Origin of the sequence: Streptomyces sp. WMMB 714 (assembly GCF_900090125.1) — a bacterium.
Classification (GTDB): Bacteria; Actinomycetota; Actinomycetes; order Streptomycetales; family Streptomycetaceae; genus Streptomyces; species Streptomyces daqingensis.
In genome coordinates this window covers 64,896-72,318 of record NZ_FMHJ01000013.1, presented here as the reverse complement: position 1 = coordinate 72,318, position 7,423 = coordinate 64,896, and the positions used below count along the sequence as shown (strand labels likewise).

Annotated in this window: 6 protein-coding genes; 2 read left to right on the top strand and 4 right to left on the bottom strand. The window is 72.5% G+C overall.

Translation table 11 applies throughout. The features are described from left to right. Positions 1–51: 51 nt before the first annotated feature. On the bottom strand, positions 52–1,080 hold the full coding sequence (locus H181DRAFT_RS22115) for an SGNH/GDSL hydrolase family protein (protein ID WP_045861918.1): 1,029 nt from the start codon (positions 1,078–1,080) through the stop codon (positions 52–54). Between the two features lie 538 nt (positions 1,081–1,618). Between H181DRAFT_RS22115 and H181DRAFT_RS22110 the strand changes: the two genes are divergently transcribed. Then, a complete protein-coding gene (locus H181DRAFT_RS22110) occupies positions 1,619–3,010 on the top strand; it encodes a cystathionine beta-synthase (protein WP_045861917.1) in 1,392 nt (463 codons plus the stop codon). 453 nt (positions 3,011–3,463) lie between these two features. Here the strand turns inward: H181DRAFT_RS22110 and H181DRAFT_RS22105 are convergent, their stop codons facing one another. Both H181DRAFT_RS22105 and H181DRAFT_RS22100 read right to left on the bottom strand, forming a co-directional pair. Beyond that, positions 3,464–3,901: a hypothetical protein gene (locus tag H181DRAFT_RS22105; RefSeq protein WP_045861916.1), complete on the bottom strand. Its 438-nt coding sequence runs from the start codon at positions 3,899–3,901 to the stop codon at positions 3,464–3,466. An 88-nt stretch (positions 3,902–3,989) separates the two neighbouring features. Beyond that, the gene (locus H181DRAFT_RS22100; protein WP_045861915.1) at positions 3,990–5,423 is read right to left on the bottom strand and encodes a purine-cytosine permease family protein; all 1,434 of its coding nucleotides are present in this window, start codon (positions 5,421–5,423) and stop codon (positions 3,990–3,992) included. A gap of 337 nt (positions 5,424–5,760) precedes the next feature. On the opposite strand from H181DRAFT_RS22100, the gene H181DRAFT_RS22095 reads away from it, so the two are divergent. Further along, on the top strand, positions 5,761–6,618 hold the full coding sequence (locus H181DRAFT_RS22095; protein ID WP_045861914.1) for a MurR/RpiR family transcriptional regulator: 858 nt from the start codon (positions 5,761–5,763) through the stop codon (positions 6,616–6,618). Here H181DRAFT_RS22095 and H181DRAFT_RS22090 read toward each other — a convergent pair. Beyond that, the gene (locus H181DRAFT_RS22090; protein ID WP_158715401.1) at positions 6,608–7,417 is read right to left on the bottom strand and encodes a DinB family protein; all 810 of its coding nucleotides are present in this window, start codon (positions 7,415–7,417) and stop codon (positions 6,608–6,610) included. The genes H181DRAFT_RS22095 and H181DRAFT_RS22090 overlap by 11 nt on opposite strands. Positions 7,418–7,423 lie beyond the last annotated feature (6 nt).

Here is a 7,423-nt window from a genome sequence, read left to right as displayed (position 1 = left end):
GCACCGCACCGGACGCCGCGAGCTTCCCGGCAAACCTTCCCGGCCACAGCACTAGACCGCTTCCTCGCGGGGGGCCGTGACGTCCTCGGCGGGCGGCAGCCGGCGCCTGCGCCGGTGCTTGAGCAGCGCCCAGGGGCCGCGCACACCGGTGACCTCCGTGCCGCCCTCCGCGACGGCCTCGGCCGCCGCGCGCGCGACCGGCAGGATGCTCTCGCGCCGCGCCGCGTCCGGACGCTCGTCCTCGGTGGGCCACAGGCCCAGCGCCGCGCACAGCGTCGGCAGGACGGCCATGGCCGCCGTGGCGTAACCCTCGGCCGAGGGGTGGTAGTTGTCGGGGCCGAAGAGCTCCCGCGGGTGCGCCGCGAACTCCGGTCCCAGCAGGTCGCCGAGCGAGACCGTACGGCCGCCCTCCTCGACGACGGCGATGGTCTGCGCTGCGGCGAGCTGACGGCTCAGCCGCCTGGCCACCCAGCGCAGCGGCTGCCCGACCGGCTCGATGGAGCCGAGATCAGGACAGGTGCCGACGACCACCTCGCATCCGGCGGTGCGCAGCCTCGCGACGGCGTCGGACAGCAGCCGCACCGCTCGGGACGGCGGCATCCGGTGCGTCACGTCGTTGGCGCCGATCATGATGACGCACACGTCCGGCGCCATGTCGAGTTCGTGCTCGCTGAGCAGCAGCGTCACCTGCCGTTCCAGATCGTCGGACTGGGCCCCCGGCAGCGCCACGTTGCGCAGCTCCACGGGGCGTTCCGCCACCGCCGCGAGCGCGGAGGCGAGCAGGGCGCCCGGCGTCTGCCGGGGGCGGTGCACGCCCTGGCCGGCGGCGGTCGAGTCGCCGAGGAAGCCCAGACGGATCCGCCGGCCGTGCTGCTGGCCGGCGAACGCGGACCCGTAGAGCCCGTCGGCGGGCGGTGGTTCGTCGTCCGAACCACCGATCTTGCGCTTGGCGAGCTGTGCCTCGGTGAACAGCAGTCCGACCGCCGCGCCGCCCAGCAGACTGAGTCCGCCGCCCCCGTATGCGGCCGCGGTCGCGATCCGCCTTGCCACTCTTGCGCTCGCCGCCTTCGACATCGGCATTTCTCTGGTCCGCCTCCCGGCTGGTGGTTCCGGCGCCCTGGACGGAGTGCGTGGTGCGTGGTCGTCCCTGCCTGCCCGGGGCCTGGTGCGTGGTGCGCCTTCTGCGTGGTGGATGATTCGTGGTGCGTGATCCGTGGTGTGCCGTGCTTCGTCGTCGGTCTCGTGCTCGGTGCCGCTGGTCGTACGGATGGGTCGTACGTGCTGGGTGGTGCGTCGTAGATGGTGCGTGTGCGGTGGTGCGCGTGCGTCACGTGTGAGCTGTGTTCCGGCGGTCCGTGCGGCCGCGCCGGTCGTGCCCGTACCGCCGAATCCAGGTGCGGATGGTGCTCAGGTGCATGAAGGGGCACCCTGGATGGGTAGTCGCTGTGAGCGCCCGGTGCGCGTCCTGTGACGTGCGGGCTGAGCGCTCCTAACACTGTGTTGCCCCGTGAGGCCCCCTCTGCAACCTTCGCAACGGGCCTCCGGTGTGCGCGTGTTGCGCAATATGGTGACGGTACGGGTAAGCAACGACGCTGCCCACGGACACGCGGAGACCACGGTGCAGTATCACGAGTCCATGATCGACCTTGTCGGCAACACCCCGCTGATCAAGCTGAACAACGTCACGGAGGGTATCCGTGCCACCGTTCTGGCGAAGGTCGAGTACTTCAATCCCGGCGGTTCGGTGAAGGACCGGATCGCGCTGCGGATGATCGAGGCGGCGGAGGCCTCGGGCGAACTGCGCCCGGGCGGCACCATCGTCGAGCCCACCTCCGGCAACACCGGTGTGGGGCTTGCCATCGTGGCCCAGCAGAAGGGGTACCGCTGCTTGTTCGTGTGCCCTGACAAGGTCTCCACGGACAAGATCAACGTGCTGCGGGCGTACGGCGCCGAGGTCGTGGTCTGCCCGACGGCCGTCGACCCCGAGCACCCCGACTCCTACTACAACGTCTCGGACAGGCTCGTACGCGAGACGCCCGACGCGTGGAAGCCCGACCAGTACAGCAACCCCAACAACCCGCGCTCGCACTACGAGACGACCGGGCCGGAGCTGTGGCAGCAGACGGACGGGCGCGTCACCCACTTCGTCGCGGGCATCGGCACCGGCGGCACGATCTCCGGAACGGGCCGCTATCTCAAGGAGATCAGCGAGGGCCGCGTGCGGATCGTCGGCGCGGACCCGGAGGGTTCGGTCTACAGCGGCGGTTCGGGCCGTCCCTACCTCGTGGAGGGCGTCGGTGAGGACTTCTGGCCCGACGCCTACGACCGCGGTGTGGCCGACGAGATCGTCGCCGTCTCCGACAAGGACTCCTTCCAGATGACGCGCCGTCTGGCCAAGGAGGAGGGGCTGCTCGTCGGCGGTTCCTGCGGCATGGCCGTCGTCGGCGCGCTGGAAGTCGCCCGCAGGCTGGGCCCGGACGACGTGGTCGTCGTGCTGCTGCCGGACGGCGGGCGCGGCTACCTCAGCAAGATCTTCAACGACGAGTGGATGAACGACTACGGCTTCCTGTCGGAGGGCGAGGCCACCCTCGTACGCGTCGGAGACGTCCTGCGCCACAAGGAGGGGCCCATCCCGTCCCTCGTCCACATGCATCCCGACGAGACCGTCGGCGAGGCGATCGAGGTGCTGCGGGAGTACGGGGTCTCGCAGATGCCGGTGGTCAAGCCGGGCGCCGGGCACCCGGACGTGATGGCGGCCGAGGTGGTGGGCTCCGTCGTCGAACGGGAGCTTCTGGACGCCCTGTTCGCGCAGAGGGCGTCGCTCGGGGACCGGCTGGACAAGCACATGAGCGGTCCGCTGCCGCACGTCGGTTCCGGCGAGTCCGTGGAGGACCTGATGCCCGTGCTCGAAGGCGCGGACGCCGCGGTGGTGTTGGCGGACGGCAAGCCCGTGGGCGTCGTCAGCAGGCAGGACCTGCTGGCGTACCTCGCGAGCGGCGCGAAGAAGTGACCGCGGTGGCCGGGGTGGCCGTGGTGACTGCGGTGACAGCGCGGCGGTGACAGCGGAGGGGTGGGGGCGCGGGGCGGGCAGGCGCTTGAAGTGATCCGCAAGTGTCACGGTGCTGAAAAGAACGGTTAACACTGCTCCCGCAGAGTGGTCGTATCGGCGCCGGGGACACTCCGGAGCGGCTCCCGGCCCCCAGGCGCCCCGGGCGCGACCGGTTCCCGCCGGTGCGCATCCCGGCGGGGGCCGCCCGTCGTCCCGCCCCGGTGCACGCACCGGGGTGCGGCGGCCCCCGCCTTCGCGCCTGTCCCGGCCTTCGCCCGTTCGCCGTCCGCCCGTCGCGCCGACTGCGGGTGCCGTCGCGGCCGTTGCGGACGCCGCCCGGTGAACGCCCGTGCGCGGTGGGGCACTTGGGGCACGTGCCGGCCGCTGTACCGCCCGCGCGGCCCGCTGGGCGGGTCAGTCCCAGTCGCCGTCCTTGCGGGACTCGCCGGACCGTCCGAGGCCGAACCAGGGCCGCTGCGCCTGCACCGCGTTGACGGCGACGATCCCTCCCCAGCACACCAGCAGTCCGGGCAGCCCCGTGTTGACCGCGGCGATCGCCGAGAGGGGGACGGCCAGCACCAGCGAGGCGACGCCCAGCAGCCGGGGGCCCATGCCCTCCGGAGGCGAGGACGGTCCGGTGCCGGTGTGCGTGCGCTCGCCGCCGCGGGCCACGACCATCTGCTGCTCGGCCATGGCGCGGCGCGTCCGTTTGTCCACCACGGTCTCCAGGCGCTTGTCGAACTTCTCCAGGAACGAGGCGATCAGCTCTTCCTCGTACTCCGGGCCGAGCTCTCTGCGGGTCTGGAGAGTCGCGTCGAGTTCTCGTGCCAACTCGGGGTCGCGGGCGTTCATAAGCCGGACGTTACGCTTCCCCGCCGCCGCGGGCAGTGGTGCTAGCCCCCGTATGGGCCTGCGGAAGGCCCCTCCTGCACGGCTGGCCCTACGGGTTCGCCGGCTGCCGCTCCCGGCCCGGGGGCGCGTCGGCGGCGGGCGAGAGGATCGTGCGGTCCGGGACGTGCCCGGTGTCGCCGCGTGCGAGCAGCCAGTAGAGCAGGGCCGGTACGGCCAGTCCGACGATCCACGAGATGTCCGCCCCGGCCAGCTTCGCCACCAGGGGACCGGTGTAGAAGTGCGTGACGAGGAAAGGGAGTTGGGCGAGGAGCCCGATGACGTAGACCGCCAGCGCCTTCCAGCGCCAGGCTCCGTAGCGGCCGGCCGGGTCGCTGAGCGCCGGGAGGTCGTAGCGCTCCCTGGCGATCAGGTAGTAGTCGACGAGGTTGATCGCCGACCAGGGGGTGAAGGCCGTCAGCAGGAAGAGCAGGAAGTCCTTGAACGAGGTGAGGAAGGAGTCCTTGCCCAGCAGGGCGACGGCCGCGCCCGCCACCATGATCCCGCCGATGTAGGCCGCCCGCCCGGCCTGCGAGAGCACGGCCTGCCCGCGGAAGCCGCTGACGCTCGTCACCATCGACATGAAACCGCCGTAGGTGTTCAGCACGTTGATGGTCAGCTTGCCCAGCGCGATCACGAAGTACAGGGCGGCGGCGACGAGTCCGGTGCCGCCCAGGCCGACGACGTACTCCACCTCGTGCCCGACGAAGCTCCCGCCGGCCGCTGCCGCCGCCAGCGCGCCGAACGTCATCGACCACTGGGAGCCGAGCGCGGTGCCGCCGAGAGTCCACCAGAAGGTGGCGCGCGGCGAGGCGCTGCGCGGCAGGTAGCGGGAGTAGTCGGCGACGTAGGGGCCGTAGGCGAGCTGCCAGGACGCCGCCAGCGCCACCGCCAGCAGGAAGACGGGGAGCTCGAAGGAGCGGTCGGCCAGCAGGGCGCCCAACTCGGCCCGCTGGAGGAGCCGCACGCCCAGGTACACGAAGGCCGCCGCGCAGATCAGGGAGGTGACACGTCCCAGCACGTGGATGAGGCGGTACCCGACGGCGGCACCGACGCCGGTGACGACGGCGAAGACGACGATCCCCGGCGTCTCGCCCAGACCGGTGAGTTCGCCGACGGCCTGACCCGCGAGCACGGTGCCGCTCGCGAAGAACCCGATGTACATCACGATGACGAGCGCCAGGGGGACGATCGCTCCCCGCACCCCGAACTGGGCCCTGGAGGAGATCATCTGGGGAAGCCCGAGCTGCGGGCCCTGAGTGGAGTGCAGGGCCATCACCGCACCGCCCAGCACGTTGCCGAGCGCCAGCCCGGCAACGGCCCAGAAGGCGCCCGCGCCGAAGACGACGGCGAGAGCGCCGGTGATCACCGCGGTGATCTGCAGATTGGCGCCCAGCCACAGAGTGAACTGGCTGAACGCGGTGCCGTGCCGCTCGTCGTCGGGAACGACGTCGATGGATCGGCGTTCTACGAGAGAAGTGGCCATCGGGCTTGCCCTGCCTTTCCGTTCATGGCCGGAGTCGCTGGTGAGCGGTGGCAACCGGTGCCGGGGGGACCGCGGCTGCCCGGGCGCGTAACGGCGCGGGAAGGCCGGAGGCGATCCGGCGGCGGGCGGGGTACGGGCGTGCGCCGCAGGACGGCGTCGCCGCAGCTGATCATCCGGAGTCCCTTGCCCGACTGCATATAGTCATGCACAGTCGTGCCGTGGTGAATAGTTGTCAAGAGCCGGGTAGCAGGGGTTCCGTTCCCGGTCCGCTGCCGGTGCCGCCACGCACGACGAGCAGAAGCGCCCCGAGCAGGAGCGCATCGGGCAGGAGGACGGGATGAGCAGCGCCAGTGCGCGGTTGCTGAAGCTCTTCGAGGGGCGGCGACTCACGCCGACCCAGCGCCGCATCGCGCACTGCATGGTGCGGCAGGCCGGGGACGCGCCGTTCCTCTCCAGCGTCGAACTGGCGGAGCTGGCGGGCGTGAGCCAGCCCTCCGTGACGCGCTTCGCCGTGGCGCTCGGCTTCGACGGCTACCCGGCGCTGCGCAGGCATCTGCGGGAGACGGCGCCGGAGGCGGCCGACGCCCGGTCCGGCAGCGGGGACGGGGGTGCGGGCGAACCCTGCAACGCCTATCAGCAGGCCGTCCGGGCGGAGATCGACAACCTGCGGCACCTCGCCGCGCTGCTCGCCGACCCCGCCCCCGTGGAACGTGCGGGCAGCATGCTCGCGGCCACACCCACCCTTCCGGTCCTCGGCCTGCGGGCGGCGTCGGCACAGGCCCGCGGCTTCGCCTACTTCGCGGCGAAGGTCCACCCGGACGTGCGGCTCCTGGACGAGGGCGGCAGCATGCTCGCCGACCGCATCGACGGATGCGTGCGCGCCGGGGCGCAGGTGCTGCTCTGCTTCGCACTGCCGCGTCACCCGAGGGAGGTCGCCGATGCGCTCTCGTATGCCCGTGACGCGGGGCTGCGGATCATCACCGTCGCCGACAGCGCGTTCGCACCCGTCGCGCACCCGGACGATCTGCTGCTTCCGGCAGCGGTCGGGACAGGCCTGGTGTTCGACACGGCCTGCGCGCCGATGCTGCTGGGCCGGGTGCTGCTCGAGGCGATGTGCGACGGGCTGCCGCAGGCGCAGGCGCGGCTCGAGGACTTCGACGCGCGAGCGGTGGAACGCGGGCTGTTCATGGAGTGAGCGGCGGGCGCCCGGACGCCTCACCGGGAGGGGGCGCCGGCCGGCGCGCGGACCCGCGCCGCAGGCCTCCGGCGTCCCAGGCCGGGTCGCGCCCCAGGAACGCGACGAGGCGGTCACTCGGATCGGCCTCCGCCGGAACCGTCAGCGGGGGACCGAAGAGCGGGAAGCGCAACGCCGGAGACGGCACCAACTGTCGTGCCGTGCGCAGCAGTTCGTTCGCCAGGGCGGCGGGGACGGGCCTGGGCAGGCCCGTCGCGCGTGCGATGTCCCAGCCGTGCACCGCGATCTCCAGCGCGCCGGCCCGGGCGACGGCCGCGGCGGTGAGCGGCAGATCGGCGACGGACAGCACCTGGTCCGGGCGGGCGGTCACCCAGGCGCCGAGCAGCCGCGACGCCGTGGCCCGCACCGTCGCCGCCGGATCGTCCCCGCGGTGCCGCTCGCCGTCGGGCGGAAGGGACGGGCGGGGGACGGAGTCCGCACGGACCCCTGCCGTCGCCGGGGCGGTTCCGGCTCCGGGCGCACGCGGCTCCGCGCTCACCTGCGTCCCCGCCTCCCCGTCGGCTCCGGCCGCCGCCTCCACGTCAGCCTGCGCTACCGCCTCCGCCCGCGGCGGCACCCCCACGTACCCGTCCTCGATCCCCTCGCGCAGCGCGCACAGCGAGTCGTCGGTGTGCCACAGCAGCGTCTCCAGGTCCCAACCGCGGCACGGCGTCGGACGGTTGAGCGTCTGGAAGGTGACCGGCCGCAGCGCGCACAGCGTGTACCCCAGCGCCCGCTCCAGCAGTTCCGTCTCGGCCATCGCCGT